16 protein-coding genes are annotated in these 17,642 nt (G+C 72.2%); 10 read left to right on the top strand and 6 right to left on the bottom strand.

Annotated elements, in window-relative coordinates:
* Window positions 1-40 precede the first annotated feature (40 nt).
* Both ABZ370_RS03420 and ABZ370_RS03415 read right to left on the bottom strand, forming a co-directional pair.
* A complete protein-coding gene (locus ABZ370_RS03420) occupies window positions 41-1,348 on the bottom strand; it encodes an adenylate/guanylate cyclase domain-containing protein (protein ID WP_358615673.1) in 1,308 nt (435 codons plus the stop codon).
* Window positions 1,349-1,503: 155 nt separating this feature from the next.
* Complete coding sequence (locus ABZ370_RS03415; protein ID WP_358615671.1) at window positions 1,504-2,391, bottom strand: biotin--[acetyl-CoA-carboxylase] ligase; 888 nt, start codon at window positions 2,389-2,391, stop codon at window positions 1,504-1,506.
* Window positions 2,392-2,563: 172 nt separating this feature from the next.
* Here ABZ370_RS03415 and ABZ370_RS03410 point away from each other — a divergent pair, with 172 nt between their 5' ends.
* From ABZ370_RS03410 to ABZ370_RS03395, 4 genes are all read left to right on the top strand, one after another.
* The gene (locus ABZ370_RS03410; RefSeq protein ID WP_358615668.1) at window positions 2,564-4,162 is read left to right on the top strand and encodes an acyl-CoA carboxylase subunit beta; all 1,599 of its coding nucleotides are present in this window, start codon (window positions 2,564-2,566) and stop codon (window positions 4,160-4,162) included.
* Window positions 4,163-4,196: 34 nt separating this feature from the next.
* Entirely contained in the window at window positions 4,197-4,403 is a 207-nt protein-coding gene (locus ABZ370_RS03405; protein WP_358615666.1) for an acyl-CoA carboxylase epsilon subunit, read from the top strand.
* 192 nt (window positions 4,404-4,595) lie between these two features.
* Window positions 4,596-4,727 (top strand): hypothetical protein, encoded by a 132-nt coding sequence (locus ABZ370_RS03400; RefSeq protein ID WP_257231925.1) that lies wholly within the window; start codon window positions 4,596-4,598, stop codon window positions 4,725-4,727.
* Between the two features lie 52 nt (window positions 4,728-4,779).
* Window positions 4,780-5,382 carry a nucleoside triphosphate pyrophosphatase gene (locus ABZ370_RS03395; protein ID WP_358615663.1) on the top strand — a complete coding sequence of 201 codons (603 nt, stop codon included), beginning with the start codon at window positions 4,780-4,782 and terminating at the stop codon, window positions 5,380-5,382.
* Window positions 5,383-5,415: 33 nt separating this feature from the next.
* Here ABZ370_RS03395 and ABZ370_RS03390 read toward each other — a convergent pair whose 3' ends face one another.
* Window positions 5,416-5,877: a hypothetical protein gene (locus ABZ370_RS03390; RefSeq protein ID WP_358616074.1), complete on the bottom strand. Its 462-nt coding sequence runs from the start codon at window positions 5,875-5,877 to the stop codon at window positions 5,416-5,418.
* Window positions 5,878-6,235: 358 nt separating this feature from the next.
* On the opposite strand from ABZ370_RS03390, the gene ABZ370_RS03385 reads away from it, so the two are divergent.
* Window positions 6,236-7,987, top strand: coding sequence for a biotin carboxylase N-terminal domain-containing protein (locus tag ABZ370_RS03385; protein WP_358615660.1), 1,752 nt, complete (start codon window positions 6,236-6,238; stop codon window positions 7,985-7,987).
* 75 nt (window positions 7,988-8,062) lie between these two features.
* Here ABZ370_RS03385 and ABZ370_RS03380 read toward each other — a convergent pair whose 3' ends face one another.
* A complete protein-coding gene (locus tag ABZ370_RS03380) occupies window positions 8,063-9,241 on the bottom strand; it encodes an alpha/beta hydrolase-fold protein (protein ID WP_358615658.1) in 1,179 nt (392 codons plus the stop codon).
* 186 nt (window positions 9,242-9,427) lie between these two features.
* On the opposite strand from ABZ370_RS03380, the gene ABZ370_RS03375 reads away from it, so the two are divergent.
* Window positions 9,428-10,027, top strand: a complete 600-nt coding sequence (locus ABZ370_RS03375) for a helix-turn-helix domain-containing protein (RefSeq protein ID WP_358615655.1) — start codon at window positions 9,428-9,430, stop codon at window positions 10,025-10,027.
* Between the two features lie 78 nt (window positions 10,028-10,105).
* Here the strand turns inward: ABZ370_RS03375 and ABZ370_RS03370 are convergent, their stop codons facing one another.
* Together ABZ370_RS03370 and ABZ370_RS03365 are read right to left on the bottom strand one after the other, a co-directional pair.
* Entirely contained in the window at window positions 10,106-11,122 is a 1,017-nt protein-coding gene (locus ABZ370_RS03370) for a DeoR/GlpR family DNA-binding transcription regulator (RefSeq protein WP_358615653.1), read from the bottom strand.
* A 135-nt stretch (window positions 11,123-11,257) separates the two neighbouring features.
* Complete coding sequence (locus ABZ370_RS03365) at window positions 11,258-12,703, bottom strand: NAD(P)H-quinone dehydrogenase (RefSeq protein WP_358615651.1); 1,446 nt, start codon at window positions 12,701-12,703, stop codon at window positions 11,258-11,260.
* A gap of 108 nt (window positions 12,704-12,811) precedes the next feature.
* On the opposite strand from ABZ370_RS03365, the gene ABZ370_RS03360 reads away from it, so the two are divergent.
* The 4 genes from ABZ370_RS03360 to ABZ370_RS03345 all read left to right on the top strand — a co-directional run bounded on the left by ABZ370_RS03360 (window position 12,812) and on the right by ABZ370_RS03345 (window position 17,623).
* On the top strand, window positions 12,812-13,249 hold the full coding sequence (locus ABZ370_RS03360; RefSeq protein WP_358615648.1) for a gamma-glutamylcyclotransferase: 438 nt from the start codon (window positions 12,812-12,814) through the stop codon (window positions 13,247-13,249).
* Window positions 13,250-13,372: 123 nt separating this feature from the next.
* Window positions 13,373-14,308, top strand: coding sequence for a hypothetical protein (locus ABZ370_RS03355; RefSeq protein ID WP_358615645.1), 936 nt, complete (start codon window positions 13,373-13,375; stop codon window positions 14,306-14,308).
* A gap of 81 nt (window positions 14,309-14,389) precedes the next feature.
* Complete coding sequence (locus ABZ370_RS03350) at window positions 14,390-15,220, top strand: purine-nucleoside phosphorylase (RefSeq protein ID WP_358615642.1); 831 nt, start codon at window positions 14,390-14,392, stop codon at window positions 15,218-15,220.
* Between the two features lie 675 nt (window positions 15,221-15,895).
* Window positions 15,896-17,623, top strand: a complete 1,728-nt coding sequence (locus tag ABZ370_RS03345) for a phospho-sugar mutase (RefSeq protein ID WP_358615639.1) — start codon at window positions 15,896-15,898, stop codon at window positions 17,621-17,623.
* Window positions 17,624-17,642: the final 19 nt, after the last annotated feature.

The following is a 17,642-nucleotide window of genomic DNA, read 5'->3' as shown; positions in this document are numbered from 1 at the left end:
ACTTCAGTGATTGGTGATATTCATCAACCGCGACGGCTCATCAACCGCGGCGGCTCAGCTGCCACGGCTCCACGACTCCGAGCCCACGCACCGGCCGCTGCCACATCGGCTGGAGCGCGAAGCGGTACGAGGGCGGCTCCTCGCCCTCCTTCTCGGCCTTGGCGGCCGCCTCCGCCGCCTCCGCCTCCGACACCGGGGCCTCCCCGGTATGGCTCAGCTCCTCCGCGAACGCGCCGTCCACCAGGACCGCGTTCTTGGGGGCTATGGAGGTCAGTCGGCTCGCCAGGTTCACCGTCGTCCCGAAGACGTCGCCCATGCGGGTCGCGACCGTGCCGAAGGCGATCCCGACGCGCAGCTCCGGCATCGTCTCGTCATGGGTGAGGGTCTCGATCAGCCGCAGCCCGATCTCGGCGGCGACGCCCGCGTCGTCGGCCGCGTACAGCACCTCGTCGCCCAGCGTCTTGATCAGTCGGCCGCCGTGCGCGGCCACCAGGTCGGCGGCCGTGGTCTCGAACGCCTCGACCAGCTCGCCCAGCTCCTCCTCCTCCAGCCGCCGGGTCAGCCGGGTGAAGCTCACCAGGTCCGCGAAGCCGACCGCGAGCCGCCGGTCCACCATCTCCGCGTCGTCCGCCGCCTGCACCACCCGGCCGGTCGCGGCGGCGAGCTGCCGCCGGTAGACGTACACCAGGAACTCTTCCAGCTCCGGCAGCAACAGCTCGACCAGCGGATAGGTGATCTCGGTCCGGGTCATCCCGGACTCCTGGGGTTCGGTGAGCCCTTCCAGGAAGGAGTCGATCTGCCAGTCCGCGAGCCGTGCGGTGGTCTGCCCGGTGGAGCGCGCCACCTGGATCGCCATCGGCTCGCTCAGCAGCCCCGCCTCGACCAGACCGGACAGCCGTCGCAGCGCCAGCACATCCGCCTCGGTGAGCGCCTTGGCCTGCCCTATGTCGGCGAAGCCCATCGCCCGCCAGAAGCGGGTGGCCAGCTCGACGGAGACACCCGCGCTGCGGGCGGCCTGGAAGGGGGTGTAGCGCCGCTCGGCACCGAGGATCAGCTGCTCCAGCCGGAGCGCGATGGGGTCCGGGACGTCGCCGTCGTCCTCGGCGTCGTCCTCGAAACCGTCCTCAGGGCCGTACTCGGTGGCGGAGGCGTCGTCGGCGGCTTTGGTGTCCTTGGTCCCGTCGGCGTCGGCGGCCGGGCCGCCCTCGGCCGTCCCGGTCTCCCGTACGGCGGCGTCCTGTACGGCGGCGTCCCGCGCGGCAACATCCTGCCCGGCGGCGGCTTCCGCGGCGGCATTCCGTATACCGCGTCCCTCGGCCGTGCCGGAACCCGCGTCGTCGGCGGTCACTGCCCGCCCCCTGTCCGATCCCTGCGCACTGCCCTTACGTTCCTTCTTCCGGTTCGGCCCGCGGCCGCCCCGAACTGGACGGACCGCCACCACGATACGTCAGGTGTGCCCTAGCTCACTCTCCCCTCTATGGCCCCTCCGTGGACCACCCGGCCTCACTCCTCCGGCGACGCGGGACGCAGGTGCACGATGTCCCCGGCCGAGACCGGTTCCTGCACCCCGGAGTCCGAGGCCAGCACCAGCCGTCCGTCGCCGTCGACCGCGACCGCCTCGCCGACGGTCGCCCCGCCACCCGGAAGTTCCGCGCGGACCCGTCGTCCCAAGGTCGCACAGCCCGCCGCGTACGCCTCCTGGAGCCCGCAGGCCGCGGGGTCGCCCTCGAACCTGCGCCACTCCCCGTACCAGTGCTCGACGGACCGCAGGACGGCCCGCAGCAGCGGGTCCCGGTCGGTGGAGATCGCGTTCGCGAGGGCCAGCGAACCGGCCGTCGGCACCGGAAGTTCATCGGTGCGCAAGGAAACGTTCAGGCCGACACCGATCACCACGGCGTCATCGGCCCGTTCGGCGAGGATGCCGCCGAACTTCCGCTCCTCGCCGCCGACCGTCACCAGCAGGTCGTTCGGCCACTTCAGCGCGGTGTCCACGCCCCCAGCGCGGCTCAGCGCCGCCGCGCTCGCCACCCCGGCGAGCAGCGGCAGCCAGCCCCAGCGGGACGTGGGGACGCCGGCCGCGCCGGGCCGCAGCAGAATGGAGAAGAACAGCCCGGACCGGGCCGGGGCCGTCCAGGTGCGGTCGAGCCGGCCGCGCCCGGCGTTCTGCTCCTCGGCGACGAGGACCACGCCCTCCGGGGCACCGGCCCCGGCCCGGGCCACCAGATCGGTGTTGGTCGAGCCGGTCGCCTGGACCACCTCCAGCTCGGTCCACAGCCCGCCGGGACGCACCAGGGCACGGCGCAGGGCGGTCGCGTTCAGCGGCGGCCGTTCCAGGTCCGTCCAGCGTCCGCGCGGATCTCCTGGGCCCCCGGGGGTGTCAGATGGCGTCATACGGGCCAGCCTAGGACCAGGAGGTGTGGCCAACGACGCAGTGCCACCCGGCGGAGGCGCCGATACGCTACGGACCGGTAGCCCAGCCGACATAAACCCCACCAAGCCCCCGGAACGCCTCAGCGTCACGGTCCCAGAATCCACCCCCAGGACGAGCAGGAGCCGCATCCCGATGTCCGAGCCGGAGATTGCCCCCGAGATTCCAGATCGTCACACCACCGCGGGGAAGCTCGCGGATCTGCAGCGCCGCATCGACGAAGCGACACACGCGGGCTCCGCGCGGGCGGTCGAGAAGCAGCACGCCAAGGGCAAGCTGACCGCGCGCGAGCGCATCGACCTGCTCCTCGACGAGGGGTCGTTCACCGAGCTCGACGAGTTCGCCCGGCATCGCTCCACCAATTTCGGCATCGAGAAGAACCGGCCCTACGGGGACGGCGTCGTGACCGGTTACGGCACGGTCGACGGGCGCCCGGTGTGCGTCTACTCGCAGGACTTCACGATCTTCGGCGGCTCGCTGGGCGAGGTCTACGGAGAGAAGATCGTGAAGGTGATGGACTTCGCGCTGAAGACCGGCTGCCCGATCGTCGGGATCAACGACGGCGGCGGCGCCCGGATTCAGGAGGGCGTGGTGGCGCTCGGCCTGTTCGCCGAGATCTTCCGCCGAAACGTTCACGCCTCCGGAGTGGTCCCGCAGATCAGCCTGATCGTCGGGCCGTGCGCGGGTGGTGCGGTCTACTCGCCCGCGATCACCGACTTCACGGTCATGGTCGACCAGACGTCACACATGTTCATCACCGGACCGGATGTGATCAAGACGGTCACCGGTGAGGACGTCGGCTTCGAGGAGCTGGGCGGCGCCCGCACTCACAACACCACCTCCGGTGTCGCGCACTACATGGGCGGCGACGAGAAGGACGCCATCGAGTACGTCAAGACGCTGCTGTCGTACCTGCCGTCCAACAACCTCTCCGAGCCGCCCGCCTTCCCCGACGACGAGGCCGACCTGGAGACCTCGGACGAGGACCGGGAGCTGGACGTCCTCATTCCGGACTCGGCGAACCAGCCGTACGACATGCACCGGGCCATCGAGCACGTCCTGGACGACAGCGAGTTCCTGGAGACCCAGGCGCTCTTCGCGCCCAACATCATCACCGGTTTCGGCCGGGTCGAGGGCCACCCGGTGGGCATCGTCGCCAACCAGCCGATGCAGTTCGCGGGCTGTCTGGACATCGGCGCCTCCGAGAAGGCCGCGCGCTTCGTCCGCACCTGCGACGCGTTCAACGTGCCCGTGCTGACCTTCGTGGACGTGCCCGGCTTCCTGCCCGGCACCGACCAGGAGTACAACGGCATCATCCGGCGCGGCGCCAAGCTGATCTTCGCGTACGCGGAGGCCACGGTCCCGCTCATCACCGTCATCACCCGCAAGGCCTTCGGCGGCGCGTACGACGTGATGGGCTCCAAGCACCTGGGCGCCGATCTCAACCTGGCCTGGCCCACCGCGCAGATCGCCGTCATGGGCGCCCAGGGCGCGGTCAACATCCTGCACCGCCGTACGATCGCGGCCGCCGACGACCCCGAGGCGACCCGCTCCGAACTGATCGCGGACTACGAGGACACCCTGCTCAACCCGTACACGGCGGCCGAGCGCGGCTACGTCGACGCGGTCATCATGCCGTCCGAGACCCGCCGCCACATCGTTCGGGGGCTGCGCACTCTGCGGAACAAGCGCGAGCAACTGCCCCCGAAGAAGCACGGCAACATCCCGCTCTAGGTTCAGGACTCCAGGTTCAGGAAGGGCTGTTTCCATGATCCGAATCGTCCGGGGCAATCCCACCCCAGAGGAGTTGGCAGCCGCACTCGCGGTCGTACAAGCACGCGCGGCGGCCTCGGCGGCCGCCGCGCAGGGCGAGGGCGTACCGGAGGAGTGGTCCGATCCGGCCCGCACCATCCCGAGCCGCCGCGTCCCGCAGCCCGGCCCCAAGGCGTGGCGCACGACGTACTGGCCCGCCTGATCCGGCGTACCCCCACGGCGTACCCGCTGATCCGGCATACCCGCTGATCCGGCGTACGTACTGACCCGGCGTACCTACCGATCCGGCCGGGTCCGACAAACCGGCACTACCCGGAAATAGTTCCTCCACCGCGTGGCGCCTGAGTACGCGTACTCAGGCGCCACGCGACCGTCCGGACGCACTATCGGTCGCATGCTGTGGTCCGAGCCGCCCGACGAGCCGCCAGAAGATCTACGGCGCGCTCAGGCGATGCTCCGCCGCGCCCGTGCCGTCCTGGCGATAGCCATCATGATCGCCACCTGCCTGCTCACACTGCACCCCTGAGCCCCTGAGCCCGCCCCCTGACCGGTGCCGCGGCAGCGCCTACTCTGGGCGCATGACTGCCCAGCGCACCCTGATCCTCGCCTCCGCCTCCCCCGCCCGCCTCGGACTGCTGCGGCAGTCCGGTTTCGCGCCGGAGGTGATCGTCAGCGGAGTGGACGAGGACGCGCTGACCGCCGAGACGCCCGCCGCGCTGGCGCGGGTGCTGGCGGAGGCCAAGGCAACGGCCGTGGCCGGTCTGGCGGAGGCCGACGGGGCGATCGTCATCGGCTGCGACTCGGTGCTGGAGCTGGACGGGCAGGCGCTCGGCAAGCCCGCGGACGCCGAGGAGGCCACCGCCCGCTGGAAGTCGATGCGCGGCCGGGCGGGCGTCCTGCGCACCGGGCACTGCGTGATCGACACCGTGAGCGGCCACCGCACCTCGGCCACCGCCGCCACCACGGTCCACTTCGGCGAGCCGACCGACGCCGAGGTCGCCGCGTACGTGGCCAGCGGCGAACCGCTGCATGTGGCGGGCGCGTTCACGCTCGACGGGCGCTCGGCGCCGTTCATCGAGGGCATCGAGGGCGACGCGGGCAATGTGATCGGGCTGTCGCTGCCGATGCTGCGCACACTGCTGGCCGAGCTCGGCGTGGGCATCACCGACCTCTGGGCCTGAGGCCTTGAGGCCTTGAAGGGCCTTCAGACGGTTTCAGACGGGGCTGGGGGCGTCCTGGCCGCCCTCGGCCTCGGCGGCACCGCCCCGGGCGTCGCCCTCCGGCTCGTAGGCCAGCAGGCTGAGCACCACCAGCCCCAGCACCACCATCATGAACGCGAACACGAGCCACCCCGCCGGGCCGACCGAGATGGCGCCCACCACGCCGTGCGTCACGGCGCAGGTGAGGAGGAGGACGCGGCCGAGGCGGCCGGGCGGGCGGTCGCGCAGCGCCATGCGGAGCAGCGCCGCGCCGCACAGCAGCAGATAGCAGCCGAAGACGCCGCCCGCGACCCAAGTCCCCACGGACATCGCGTCGGTGTCCAGGCCCGCGAGGGACATCTGCTGACGGTCCACGACCAGGCCGAGTATCCAGTTCAGCAGCGCTATGCCGAACGCTTCCAGCATCAGCGTCACGGCCGCCACCGCGGCCACTGGTCTGCGTGCCACCCCGCCCACCTCTTCCGGCCGCCTCTTCCGGTTCGACATCACGAACGCTACTAACGGGTAAGCCGCCCCACAAGAGGTGTGCGAGGCGCTTGTCCGAGCAGGACCCTGCGGCAAAGTTTCCGCCCCTCGTTCGTAGGGATTCCACAAAGAAACGCGTAGCTCCCCAGCACCGCGAGGCAGAGATGCTGCCCACACCACGGATCTCACCGCGGGGCTGAAAACCGGGCGTACCGTGGAGCGACGGGGGATTCGGCTGTCTGCCCTGGGCAGGATTAACGCTCCGTGTGGTCAAGCTCACGCCTGGGGGCTTCTCGGCGTGTGGTGTCACCTGTACCTAAACTCGGCTTGTTTCAAGGAGGGAGTCATCGTGCGCAAGGTGCTCATCGCCAACCGTGGCGAGATCGCTGTCCGTGTTGCCCGTGCCTGCCGGGATGCCGGGATCGCGAGCGTGGCCGTCTACGCCGATCCGGACCGGGACGCCGTTCATGTGCGCGCGGCGGACGAGGCCTATGCGCTGGGCGGTGACACCCCGGCGGCCAGCTATCTGGACCAGGCCAAGGTGCTGGCCGCGGCCGCCGAGTCCGGCGCCGACGCCGTCCACCCCGGCTACGGCTTCCTCTCGGAGAACGCCGAGTTCGCCCAGGCCGTCCTGGACGCCGGACTGACCTGGATCGGCCCGCCCCCGCAGGCCATCCGCGACCTGGGCGACAAGGTCGCCGCCCGCCACATCGCCCAGCGCGCCGGAGCCCCCCTGGTCGCGGGCACCCCCGACCCCGTCTCCGGCGCCGACGAGGTCGTGACCTTCGCCGAGCAGCACGGCCTCCCGATCGCGATCAAGGCCGCCTTCGGCGGCGGCGGCCGCGGCCTGAAGGTCGCCCGCACCATGGAGGAAGTACCCGAGCTCTACGACTCGGCCGTCCGCGAGGCCGTCGCCGCCTTCGGCCGTGGCGAGTGCTTCGTCGAGCGCTACCTCGACAAGCCCCGCCATGTGGAGACCCAGTGCCTGGCCGACACCCACGGCAACGTGGTCGTCGTCTCCACCCGCGACTGCTCCCTCCAGCGACGCCACCAGAAGCTGGTCGAGGAAGCCCCGGCGCCCTTCCTGAGCCTGGAGCAGAACGCCGAGCTCTACCGCGCCTCCAAGGCCATCCTCAAGGAAGCCGGATACGTCGGCGCGGGCACCGTCGAGTTCCTCGTCGGGACGGACGGCACGATCTCCTTCCTGGAGGTCAACACCCGCCTCCAGGTCGAACACCCGGTCACCGAAGAGGTCGCGGGCATCGACCTCGTCCGCGAGATGTTCCGCATCGCCGACGGCGAGGAACTGGGCTACGACGACCCGCAGGTGCGCGGCCATTCGTTCGAGTTCCGCATCAACGGCGAGGACCCGGGCCGCAACTTCCTCCCCGCCCCCGGCACCGTCACCCTCTTCGACCCGCCCACCGGACCCGGTGTCCGCCTGGACGCGGGCGTGGAGTCCGGCAGCGTCATCGGCCCGGCGTGGGACTCGCTCCTGGCCAAGCTGATCGTCACCGGCGCCACCCGGGAGCAGGCCCTCCAGCGGGCCGCTCGCGCGCTGGCGGAGTTCCAGGTCGAGGGCATGGCCACCGCGATCCCGTTCCACCGGGCCGTGGTCACCGACCCCGCCTTCACCAGCGACCCGTTCACGGTCCACACCCGCTGGATCGAGACCGAGTTCACCAACACCATCGCCTCCTTCGCCGCCGCCCCGGCCGCCGCCGACGAGGACGAGATCATCGGGCGCGAGACCGTGGTCGTCGAGGTCGGCGGCAAACGGCTGGAAGTCTCCCTGCCCGCCTCCCTCAGCATGGCCAGCGCACCGGCCGCCGGGTCGAAGAAGCCCAAGCGCAAGGCGGTCAAGAAGGGCGGCCCAGCCGCCTCCGGCGACGCCCTCGCCTCCCCGATGCAGGGCACCATCGTCAAGGTCGCCGTCTCCGAGGGCGACACCGTGGCCGAAGGCGACCTCATCGTCGTCCTCGAAGCCATGAAGATGGAACAGCCCCTCAACGCCCACCGCGCCGGGACCGTCAAGGGCCTGAGCGCCGAGGTCGGCGCCTCGCTCACCTCGGGCTCGGTCATCTGCGAGATCAAGGACTGACACCCCGCCGTACCGCGCGAACGGGCCCCGGCCGTCCTCCCGACGGCCGGGGCCCGCGCGCTTCTACCGGCGGGCTCATCGGTGCTCCACGTCCTGCGGGAAGGTCAGCTGTCCGCTCATCCAGCGCAGCGCGGTGGGCAGTTCGCGCCGCCAGGTGCGGAAGTTATGGCTGCCCCGGTCCAGAATGATCGACTGGGCGCGCAGCGGCGGCCGGACGGCGGCCAGGAACGACCGGGTCGCGCCGTAATCCGACTCGCCCTGGCGGCTGGAGGCCACCAGCACCGACACCTCGGGCTGCGGCAGGTTCCGCAGCCGCCACATCAGATCGTGCTCCCTCCGGCGGCGGTCGCCCGCCGGACCGCCGCCGAACAGGTCCCCGGTGGTGGGGTCGTTGACCACCCGGTAGTCGGGCGAGAGGGCGGCCGCCGCGGAGTAGACCCGCGGATGGCGCAGCGCCATCTGCAGCGCGCAGGTGCCGCCCGAGGAGTACCCCATGACGCCCCAGGCGCTGGGGTCGCGGCCGACCCGGTAGTGGTGGGTCAGCGCCTCGGGCAGATCCTCGGCGAAGTACGTCTCGGCCCGCGGACCTCCGGGGACGTCCACGCACTGGGTGTCGCGCGGCGGGGCGATCGTCGGCCGGACCATCACGATCACGGTCGGCTGCACCGTCCCCCGGCGGATCAGCTCCCCCGCGGTCTGCGGCACCCGCAGATGCTGGGCCAGCAGAAACGACCCGCCGGGGTAGCCGCTGACCGCGACGATCACGGGGAAGCGCTGACGGGCGTACTGGCGCTGGAAGTACTGCGGCGGCAGATAGACGTACGCGGGCGTGGCCACCTGGCTGCGGCGGCCCAGAATCCGCACCGACTCCACCGCCCCCGTCCGCTCCCGGGGCCCGCCGGGCAGCCCGTGCACCCGGTCCAGCCCCTGCGGCGGCGCGGGCTCCACCAGCGCCCCGGATCGCACGGCCGGGCCCGCCGCCCCGCCGCCGGGCAGGTCCGAGAGCGCGGCGGGGGCGTCGTCGCCCCGGCCCAGCAGCTCGTCCCAGGACCCGTAGAACTGGAACTGCGCGTTGACCACGAGCGCCAGCGCGGCGACCATCGCGCACTGGGTCACTGCCAGCGAGCCGAGCCTGCCCAGCCACGCCCGCACCCCCCGCCCGGCGAAGCGCGGCCACAGCCAGGCCGTGAGCGCGACGCACACCACGGCGGTGGCGATCAGCACCCACTCCAGCGATCGACTGGTCAGTCCCATGGGCGTTGCCCGGCGAGGACGTTGATCCCCGACCGATTCCCCCTCATCCCCCGCATACCCTCATCCCCCTCATGGGTTTCCCCGCTCCTCTCGCACCGGAGATGACGGTCTCCGCCACCTCGTTGTGACGTAATGGCATGCTTGACCTACAGGCAGGCAGGGCACGGCACAGCAGGGAGGACCGCGATGGCGACCGAGACAGCCCCGGCGCACACGCCACCGCTCCCCCGCCCCATGCGGGCCGACGCGCGCCGCAACTACGAGCGGCTGCTCGCCGAGGCGCGCACCGCCTTCACCGAGCACGGCACCGATGCCTCGCTGGAGGACATCGCGCGCCGCGCGGGCGTCGGCATCGGCACGCTCTACCGGCACTTCCCCCACCGCACCGCGCTCATGGGCGCCGTCTTCCAGGGCGAGATGAACGCCCTGCTGACGCGCTCCCGCGAACTGGCGAAGGCACCCCAGCCGTGCACCGCGCTGGTCGACTGGCTGCGGGCGATCGTCCACCACGCGAGCACCTACCGCGGACTCGCGCAGGCCCTGATGGCGTGCTCGGGCGACGAGAGTTCGGCGCTGTCCCGCGGCTGTCGGCTGCCGCTGCGCGAGGCGGGCAGCGAACTGCTCGCCCGCGCCCAGCAGGCCGGAGCCGTGCGGCCGGACGTGGTGATCGCCGACCTGATGCAGCTGACCAACGCCATCGCGCTGGCCGTCGAACAGTCCCCGGACGACCCGGAGCTGGCGGACCGGCTGCTCGCCCTGACCTTCACCGGCCTCAAGGCGCACTGAACCGGCCGCCCCCGCAGACGCGGTCAACCGGACGCTCCCGTACACGCGATCACCCGGCCGCCCCCGCGGACGCGGGCCTCAGCGCCGCCGTGGCGCCAGATCCGCCACCCGGCCACCGCCCGTCTGCTGCTCGGGCAGCGAGGCCGCGCTGCGGAGCTGGGCGGCGCCGGGCCCCTGGCCGTGCGGATTGCGGCGCGGCCCGGGCACCGGCAGCCCGTCCTCACCGGTCCGCGGGGGCGATGAGCCCAGCCGCCCCGCCTGGCGCCCGGCGCCCGACGGGCCGCCCTCGGCACCGGCCGGGCCGGACCCCGCGCCCGGCCCCGCCACCGCGATCTGCACGCCCTGATCGGCCATGGCCTGCAACTCGGTCAGCGCACGGTCGTCCCCGGCGGGTGGCTCGTCGGTCACCAGCCGCGTGATCACATCGGTGGGCACCGTCTGGAACATGGTGTCGGCGCCCAGCTTGGTGTGGTCGGCGAGCACCACCACCTCCGCCGCGGCCTGGACCAGCGCCCGGTCGACGCTGGCCGACAGCATGTTGGACGTGGACAGCCCGCGCTCGGCGGTCAGCCCGCTGCCGGACAGGAAGGCGCGCGAGACCCGCAGCCCCTGGAGGGACTGCTCGGCGCCACTGCCGACGAGTGCGTAGTTGGAGCCGCGCAGGGTGCCGCCGGTCATCACGACCTCGACCCGGTTGGCATGCGCCAACGCCTGTGCGACGAGCAGGGAATTGGTGACCACGGTCAGCCCGGGGACCCGCGCGAGCCGGCGGGCCAGCTCCTGCGTGGTGGTCCCGGCGCCGACCACGACGGCCTCGCCCTCTTCGACGAAACCGGCCGCGAGATCGGCGATCGCCGTCTTCTCCGCGGTCGCTAGATGGGATTTCTGCGGGAAGCCGGACTCCCTGGTGAATCCGCCCGGCAGCACCGCACCGCCGTGCCGGCGGTCGAGCAGTCCTTCTGCCTCCAACGCACGCACATCACGCCGTACGGTCACTTCGGAGGTCTGGACGACGCGGGCGAGCTCACGGAGCGACACCGCTCCGTTCGCACGCACCATTTCAAGGATCAATTGGCGACGTTCTGCAGCGAACACGAAACTGACAGTAACGCCAACGACTGTCTGTTTTCAGCAGCTTGCACTAATTAGCAGAAGTTGTTCATCTGCGCGGGCGCAAACTGCTATAAGGGGCGCGCCTCACGCTCCGGAGGGCCCGAAGGCCCGTTCCGGCTAGCCCTCGGACGACTTGCGCGTGTGCAACTGCCGCGCCACCTCGGCGATCGAGCCGGACAGCGACGGGTAGACGGTGAACGCCTTGGCGATCTGCTCCACCGTCAGGTTGTTGTCGACCGCGAGGGCGATCGGGTGGATCAGCTCGCTCGCGCGCGGCGCGACCACCACACCACCGACCACGATGCCGGTGCCCGGACGGCAGAAGATCTTCACGAAGCCGTCCCGGATGCCCTGCATCTTCGCCCGCGGGTTGCGCAGCAGCGGCAGCTTCACCACCCGGGCGTCGATCTTCCCGCCGTCCACATCGGCCTGCGAGTAGCCGACGGTGGCGATCTCGGGGTCGGTGAAGACGTTCGCCGACACCGTCTTCAGGTTCAGCGGCGTGACCGCGTCGCCCAGGAAGTGGTACATCGCGATCCGGCCCTGCATCGCCGCCACCGACGCCAGCGCGAACACCCCGGTGCAGTCACCGGCCGCGTACACGCCCGGCGCGCTGGTGCGCGACACCTTGTCGGTCAGGATGTGCCCGGACTCCTTCGTCCGGACCCCGGCCTCCTCCAGGCCCATGTCCTCGGTGTTCGGGATCGAGCCCACGGCCACCAGACAGTGGCTGCCGGTGATGACCCGCCCGTCCGCGAGCGTGACCTCCACCCGGTCGCCCACGCGCTTCACGGCGGCTGCCCGGGACCGGGACATCACGTTCATCCCGCGCCGCCGGAAGACGTCCTCCAGCACCGCCGCCGCGTCCGAGTCCTCGCCGGGCAGCACCCGGTCCCGGCTGGAGACCAGCGTGACCTTGGACCCCAGCGCCTGGTAGGCGCCCGCGAACTCGGCGCCGGTGACACCGGACCCGACCACGATCAGTTCCTCGGGCAGCTCGTCGAGGTCGTACACCTGCGTCCAGTTCAGGATGCGCTCGCCGTCCGGCCGCGCGTCCGGGATCTCCCGGGGGTGGGCGCCGGTCGACACCAGCACCGCGTCCGCGACCAGGGTCTCCTCGGAGCCGTCCGCCGTCCGGACGATCACCTTCCGCGATCCGTCCGGCCCCTGCGCGGGCTCCAGCCGCCCGCGCCCCCGCACGACCCGCGCGCCGGCGCGCGTCACCGACGCCGTGATGTCGTGCGACTGCGCGAGCGCCAACCGCTTCACCCGCCGGTTGACCTTGCCCAGGTCCACGCCCACCACCCGGGCCGCCTGCTCCAGCGGCGGGGTGTCATCGGCGACGATGATGCCCAACTCCTCGTACGAAGAGTCGAACGTCGTCATCACCTCAGCCGTGGCGATCAACGTCTTCGACGGCACGCAGTCGGTCAGCACCGACGCCCCGCCCAGACCGTCGCAGTCGACGACGGTCACCTCCGCACCGAGCTGCGCGGCGACCAGCGCCGCCTCGTACCCGCCGGGTCCGCCACCAATGATCACGATCCGAGTCACATGCTCCATTGTCCCGTACCCACCCGCTAGGCTTCCGCCCGGGGGTTCGAGTGCGCATTCCGCTCCGAATCGTCCACCCCAAGAGCGCTTCCACCCCTCTCCCGTACCCTCTGATCCATGTCGCTCTACGCCGCGTACGCCGGCAACCTCGACGCGCGGCTGATGTCCCGCCGCGCACCGCACTCACCTCTGCGCGGCACAGGCTGGATCACCGGCTGGCGCCTCACCTTCGGCGGCGAGCAGATGGGCTGGGAGGGCGCCCTCCCCACCATCGTCGAAGCTCCGCGTTCCCAGGTCTTCGTGGCCCTCTACGACATCGCCCCCATGGACGAGGACTCCATGGACCGCTGGGAGGGCGTGGGCATGGACATATACCGCCGCATGCGCATCCGCGTCCACACCCTGGACGGCGAGGAGCCCGCCTGGCTGTACGTCCTCAACGGCTACGAGGGCGGTCTGCCCTCCGCCCGCTACCTCGGCGAGGTCGCCGACGCCGCCGAATCCGCCGGGGCGCCCCACGACTACGTCATGGAGCTGCGGAAGCGCCCCTGCTGACATTCCGCTTGCGCGCGGCTGGTGAAGTCATCGTGCCGATGTGGCCGCCCCCCTGTTCTCCCCTGTAGGGCACGGGTGAAGATGCGGGTTGATCTCGACCACCGTCACCGAAAGCCGACCGATATGCCCGTCTTCAGGCGCCGCAAGGGCAGCCGTCCTCGTCTGGCCCCCGAACTCGACGACATCGCCCTCGGCCGGGTCCGGCAGCGCCTCGAAACGAGCTGGATACGCGGCGAACTCGACACCACGGTGATCGCCCAGGTCTCCCGGGTCGTCGAGGACGCCGGTGAGGACTGGGACCGCAAGGCCCACCGCCTCGCCGTGCTCGCCGCCGCCGCGGGGCGGGCGCTGCCCGGTATCTGGCGGCGTCACCACCCCCGCGACCAGGGAGCCCTGCTCCTGCACGCCTGGTCGGACCTGGTCCAGGCCCAGACCGACCTGAGCGACGCCCGCGAGGCCTGCCGCCTCGCCGCCGAGCTGGTCCCCGCCGACCCCACCCCGTACGTCGTGCATCTGGCCACGCTGCGCCACGAGCGGCGGCCGCACCGCGAGCTGTCGGCGATCTGGCAGGAGATCATGGCCCGCGACCCGTGGAACCGCGAGGCGTACCTTCAGGTCCTCGGCTATCTCTCCCCCGACGAGTGCGGCTCCGCCGTGCAACTCCTCGACCTGCTGGACTCGGTCCGGGGCCGCATGCCCGCCGACGCCCCCGCCGCCGCCCTGGAGCTGACCGCGATCGTCCGCGGCCACCAGCGCGCCATGGCCACCGGCGGCATGGAGGCGATCAGCTCCGGGGAGACTTGGCGGCGCGACGAGGTCTCCTCGGTCCTCGGCCGGGCCGCCCAGGACTGGCCCCGCCCCGGCTTCCTCCACCACGCCGCGGCCCTCGCGGACCTCAACGTCCTGGCCTACGCCCTGGTCAAGTCCAGCCGCATGGGCGAGGCCACGACGGCCCTGCGGGCCACCACGGGCGTGGCGACCTCCTGGCCCTGGAACGCCGACGGCGACCCGCTGGAACGGTTCTCCCAGCCGTACGACCGCCTCGCCACCCCCGTGTAGCGCGCCGGGTTCACAACGATCCGAACACCGTCGCGAAAGTACGTCTACGCGCGTAGGCCGGGAGAGGCTACCCTCGTGCGCGTGAACGCATCTGTTTCTAGGGACCGCCAGGGCGACCCCGCCACCCCCCACGCCGCCGCCGACGCCGCCGCCACGCGCCTGCGTGAGCTGACCGGCGCGGAGACCCACGACGTCGCCCTGGTCCTGGGCTCCGGCTGGGTCCCCGCCACCGACGCGCTCGGCAGTCCGGACCACGAGTTCCCCGTCACCGAGCTGCCCGGCTTCCCGGCGCCCGCCGTCGCGGGCCACGCGGGCACGATCCGCTCGTACAAGCTCGCCGACAAGCGGGCCCTCGTCTTCCTCGGCCGCACCCACTACTACGAGGGCCGCGGTGTCGCCGCCGTCGCCCACGGCGTACGCACCGCCGTCGCCGCCGGCTGCAAGACCATCGTCCTCACCAACGGCTGCGGCGGCCTCCGCGACGGCATGCGCCCCGGCCAAGCGGTCCTCATCAGGGACCACATCAACCTCACCGCCGCCTCCCCCATCGTGGGCGCCAACTTCGTCGACCTCACCGACCTCTACTCCCCCCGGCTGCGCGCCCTCTGCCAGCAGATCGACCCCACCCTGGAAGAGGGCGTCTACGCCCAGTTCCCCGGCCCGCACTACGAAACCCCGGCCGAGATCACCATGGCCCGCACCATCGGGGCCGACCTGGTCGGCATGTCCACCACCCTCGAAGCGATCGCGGCACGCGAGGCGGGCGCCGAGGTGCTGGGCATCTCCCTGGTCACGAACCTGGCCGCGGGCATGACCGGCGAACCCCTCAACCACGAAGAGGTCCTCCAGGCCGGGCGCGACTCCGCCACCCGCATGGGCACCCTCCTGGCCCAGGTCCTGGACCGCCTCTGAGGTGTGCCGGGGGCGCCATACGGCGGGAGGGGGCGGGGTCGGACCCACCCCCGCCCGACCGCCCGCCACGGAGCGCCCCGGAGCCGGACCGAGGCCGGAGCCACCGGCGGGAAGCCGCCACCCGACGGAAGGGGCGGGGCCCGACCCACCCCCGCCCAGCCACCCGCCACAGGGCGACCCGGAACCGGACCGGGCCCGGAACCACCGGCGGGAAGCCGCCACCCGACGGAAGGGGCCGAGTCGGACCCACCCCCGCCCGGCCGCCCGCCACAGGGCGACCCGGAACCGGACCGGGCCCGGAACCACCGGCGGGAAGCCGCCACCCGACGGAAGGGGCCGAGTCGGACCCGCCCCCGCCCAGCCGCCCGCCACAGGGCGACCCGGAACCGGACCGGAGCCGGAACCACCGGCGGGGAGTCGCCGACGATGCGGGAGGGGGCGGGGTCGCAGGGGTGGGGTGCTGGACGATGACGTGTATTTGTGGCGCACACTTCCGGCCCACCCCACGTCTCCGGGCACCGGCGCCAAAAATATACGAGTCCAGGGCCCTGCCCCGGAGGCCCCGCACCCGCACCACCCACCGAACCCCAGGCACACCCACCACGCACCCGCAGCCGCACAACAAGCACGCCGCACAACAACACATCGGCGCACCCCCACCCAGGAGGCCTCCCCATGGCGCTCGACCTCATCGACCAGGCCAGCACCTGGCTGGCCGAGGACCCCGACCCCGAGACCCGGGACGAGCTGCGCGCACTGCTCGACGCGGCCGGGGCGGACAACGAGGGCGACCCCGAGGGGGCGCGGCGCGCGCTCGCCGAGCGCTTCTCCGGCACGCTTCAGTTCGGCACCGCGGGCCTCCGCGGCGAACTGGGCGCGGGCCCCATGCGGATGAACCGCGCCGTCGTCATCCGCGCCGCCGCCGGTCTGGCCGGGTACCTCGCGAAGCAGCCGCACCACCGCACCGGCCTCGTCGTCATCGGCTACGACGCCCGCTACAAGAGCGCGGAGTTCGCCCGCGACACGGCCGCCGTCATGACCGGCGCCGGTTTCCGCGCGGCGCTTCTGCCGCGCCCGCTGCCGACGCCGGTGCTCGCGTTCGCCATCCGCCACCTGGGGGCCGTCGCGGGGATCGAGGTCACGGCGAGCCACAATCCGCCGCGCGACAACGGGTACAAGGTCTACCTGGGCGACGGCACGCAGATCGTCCCGCCCGCCGACGCGGAGATCGCGGCCGAGATCGCGGCGATCGGCAGCCTGAACGACGTACGCCGCCCGGACACCGGCTGGGAGACGCTGGACGACGACGTCCTCGACGCGTATCTGGCCCGCACGGACGCCGTGCTTACCCCCGGCTCGCCGCGCGACGCCCGTGTCGTCTATACGCCCCTGCACGGCGTGGGCCGCGAGACGCTGACCGCCGCGTTCGCGCGCGCGGGCTTCCCCGCGCCGACGGTGGTTCCGGCACAGGCGGAGCCCGACCCGGCGTTCCCGACGGTGGCGTTCCCGAACCCGGAGGAGCCGGGGGCGATGGACCTGGCGTTCGCGACGGCGCGCGAGGTGGCGCCCGACATCATCATCGCGAACGACCCGGATGCGGACCGCTGCGCGGTGGCGGTCCCGGCCCCCGGGACGGGCACCGGCACCGGCACCGGCACCGGCTGGCGGATGCTCCGCGGTGACGAGGTAGGCGCGCTGCTCGCCACCCACCTCGTCCACCAGCGCGCCCGCGGCGCCTTCGCGACGACGATCGTCTCCTCGTCGCTCCTGTCCCGCATCGCGGCCGACGCGGACGCGCCGTACGCCGAGACGCTGACCGGCTTCAAGTGGCTGGCCCGGGTGGACGGTCTGCGATACGCGTACGAGGAGGCGCTCGGCTACTGCGTGGACCCGGAGGGCGTCCGCGACAAGGACGGGATCACGGCCGCGCTGCTGGTCGCGGAGCTGGCGTCGGAGCTGAAGGGGCAGGGGCGCACCCTCGCCGACCTGCTGGACGACATCGCCGTCGCGCACGGTCTGCACGCCACCGACCAGTTGTCCGTACGCGTCGAGGACCTGTCCCTGATCGGGGCGGCGATGCAACGCCTGCGCGAGCGGCCTCCGGCCGAACTGGCTGGCCTGAAGATCACCTCGGCCGAGGATCTGTCCCGGGGCACGGAGACCCTGCCCCCGACGGACGGCCTCCGCTATCAGCTCGCCGGACTCGCCGGGCTCGCCGGGAAGGACACCGTCCGCTCGGCGCGGGTCATCGTCCGCCCGAGCGGCACCGAGCCGAAGCTGAAGTGCTACCTGGAGGTGGTCGTGGACGTACCGGGCACCGGGGACCTGCCCTCGGCCCGCACCACGGCGGAAACGGTCCTGTCGGCCCTGAAGAAGGACCTCGCGGCGGCGGCCGGGATCTGACCCTCGGCCCTCCAGCCGC

This window comes from Streptomyces sp. NPDC005962, assembly GCF_040629205.1.
GTDB lineage: Bacteria > Actinomycetota > Actinomycetes > Streptomycetales > Streptomycetaceae > Streptomyces.
The sequence above is the reverse complement of the archived record's forward strand: the minus strand, read 5'-3'. Positions and strand labels throughout refer to the sequence as shown.

What these genes read in the sequence shown, in the direction of transcription:
- ABZ370_RS03400 (WP_257231925.1), top strand. Translation starts at nt 4,596, where the DNA reads ATGCTGTGGTCCGAGCCGCCCGACGAGCCGCCAGAAGATCTACGGCGC.
- ABZ370_RS03360 (WP_358615648.1), top strand. Translation starts at nt 12,812, where the DNA reads ATGTCGCTCTACGCCGCGTACGCCGGCAACCTCGACGCGCGGCTGATG.
- ABZ370_RS03415 (WP_358615671.1), bottom strand. Translation starts at nt 2,391, where the DNA reads ATGACGCCATCTGACACCCCCGGGGGCCCAGGAGATCCGCGCGGACGC.
- ABZ370_RS03405 (WP_358615666.1), top strand. Translation starts at nt 4,197, where the DNA reads ATGATCCGAATCGTCCGGGGCAATCCCACCCCAGAGGAGTTGGCAGCC.
- ABZ370_RS03365 (WP_358615651.1), bottom strand. Translation starts at nt 12,703, where the DNA reads ATGGAGCATGTGACTCGGATCGTGATCATTGGTGGCGGACCCGGCGGG.
- ABZ370_RS03380 (WP_358615658.1), bottom strand. Translation starts at nt 9,241, where the DNA reads ATGGGACTGACCAGTCGATCGCTGGAGTGGGTGCTGATCGCCACCGCC.
- ABZ370_RS03395 (WP_358615663.1), top strand. Translation starts at nt 4,780, where the DNA reads ATGACTGCCCAGCGCACCCTGATCCTCGCCTCCGCCTCCCCCGCCCGC.
- ABZ370_RS03345 (WP_358615639.1), top strand. Translation starts at nt 15,896, where the DNA reads ATGGCGCTCGACCTCATCGACCAGGCCAGCACCTGGCTGGCCGAGGAC.
- ABZ370_RS03410 (WP_358615668.1), top strand. Translation starts at nt 2,564, where the DNA reads ATGTCCGAGCCGGAGATTGCCCCCGAGATTCCAGATCGTCACACCACC.
- ABZ370_RS03375 (WP_358615655.1), top strand. Translation starts at nt 9,428, where the DNA reads ATGGCGACCGAGACAGCCCCGGCGCACACGCCACCGCTCCCCCGCCCC.
- ABZ370_RS03355 (WP_358615645.1), top strand. Translation starts at nt 13,373, where the DNA reads ATGCCCGTCTTCAGGCGCCGCAAGGGCAGCCGTCCTCGTCTGGCCCCC.